Below are 1,939 nucleotides of genomic sequence, written 5' to 3' on the forward strand. Positions count from 1 at the left end.
CGACGCTACAGCGCGCCGGTCATCAATGGTCGTCCGTGCTCGATACCGGCTTTGCCGCGATCAAGCGTGAAGCCACCGTACCGGTGGCGCGCCTGGCTCGCAGCGGCTACTTCATGCTCTACTTCGCACAGAGCCAGCGTTGGGATATCTGGCAAGTCATGGGCAATGGCCTTGCGCGCAAGATCATGCACCAGGTCAGCGTCAAGCAATATGCGGCGCTGGTGACCGGTTTCCTGACGGCAGCGGCCCCCAAGACCTGTTCGCGCGGCGCAGCCAATCTGGAAGCCCCTCTGATCAGCATCAACGGCGCCAAGGATATACCGAGCGTATGGCTGGCATATACGCCGCGGTTATGGTCGCCTCCGGTCCTGCAACGTTATGCGGATAATCCGATGGTGGATCTGCCGGGGCCAGATGGCAAACCAGTGGGACAGGAAAAATTGCGCACGTTGCGTGGCCGCGAGATTCATCCCGCGAAGTGGATCAAGCAGAGTGAGTTTCCCCAGTCCGGATGTCTGCCTCTCACTGCAGCCAACCTCGAACAACACGTTGCCGACTTCGTCAAAGAGGGCAGTGCGGCTTTCGTCAAAGCGTTCGAATTTTCGCTCAAGCCGCTGGACAAAGAACGTTTCGGGCAAGCAGCGGCCATGGACAAGGCGGTGCGCGCCACTGAAAAACTGAGCCATCCTACGCTCTACGTCAACAAGTCGCTGCTGGTGATGCTGCCCGATGATGTGGGCGTGATCGAACAGCACAATCATCTGCGTCTGTGTGCGCTGGAATCGCAGAAGGCGTGGGTCGCCGGCGGGCCGCATCCCGACGGCACCGGCTTTGATCCCTTGCGTAGCTGGAAACTGCGCTCGGCGCTGCATGTGGAGATGATCGAGAGCTGGGTCGTCGCCGCCCGGCTGGCGGACCAGAAGACTCTTCAAGATGCCGGCGGCTACCGCCACCATCACCTCATCAGTGAAGACGAGCTTGAGCAGATCCGTGCCCGGGAGCGGGCCAGTGGTAAAGCCTACTATCCAATCGGCACCAAGATCACTCGCAACGACAGCAAGCCGGTGACCTATCGCGTCACACCGCCGCCGGCTCAGTCGGAACGAAAACTGGAGTCGGTCGCCGAACAAAAAGCCCGTTCACGCATCGAGCGTTACCACGGCAAGTTGCGCATGGAGGAGCTTGAGCCATTCCGCCAGGATTTCCGGGCGGGCATGGCGCGCTGGGAGACGTACCTGGCCCAGGTGGATGGCGACCATGTGCGCTGGCTCACCAGTGGTGCGCTGGCGGTGACCTTGCGCCACGACTTCGATGAAAGGCTTTCCCTGAGGTCGGTATCGAGCGCATATGGCAGCGCCATGCAGCAGGTGTTCGAGTATCTGGACCGGTTGGGCGCTGTGGAGAAGGCCTGGGGCGGTGGCGCGATTTCACTGATCTCGTCCAGGGAACTGGCGCGGGCTTATGGCAAGGACCCGGAGGCACCCGTCACTTGGCTGGAGCGGGCCATGCTGGAGCCATGGGATCTGTACGAGGCCATCCTGTCGGACCCCGGAAAACGCAAGGATGTCAGCGAGAAGATCAATGGGCTGGTCAACCAGTTGCCTGAAGCGATCAAGGAGGTGTTACAGGGGCAGCGCAACCTGCATGAGGCGCATGTCCACAGCTTGTTGCAGGTGCAGGAGCAGGCGGTCCATTTGCAGGCCACCTTGCTGGACCCCACGCAGGCGACCAGACTGGGCGCACCGGTGGCCAGCGTCACGCAGGTTCAGCGCGTCATCACGGTCCAGATCCGCACTGCCGCGATCATGGAGATGATGATCAATCCCGCTGCGGAGCGCTACGTGACGATCTCCGTGAAGTTGCCCATCGGCGAGGCGCTGGATGCGATGGTGCAAGGCGTGCGCCCGTCTTCGCTGGGAATGACCAGGAAACCAAGGTC

1 protein-coding gene is annotated in these 1,939 nt (G+C 61.5%); it reads left to right on the forward strand.

The genetic code is table 11. The annotated features are described in order from the left end of the window. Nucleotides 1-83: 83 nt before the first annotated feature. The coding region (locus I5W_RS28360; protein ID WP_305809665.1) for a T6SS effector BTH_I2691 family protein at nucleotides 84-1,939 on the forward strand (1,856 nt) is incomplete at its 3' end.

This window comes from Herbaspirillum sp. B65 (assembly GCF_000333555.1).
GTDB classification, from domain to species: domain Bacteria; phylum Pseudomonadota; class Gammaproteobacteria; order Burkholderiales; family Burkholderiaceae_D; genus Herbaspirillum; species Herbaspirillum rubrisubalbicans.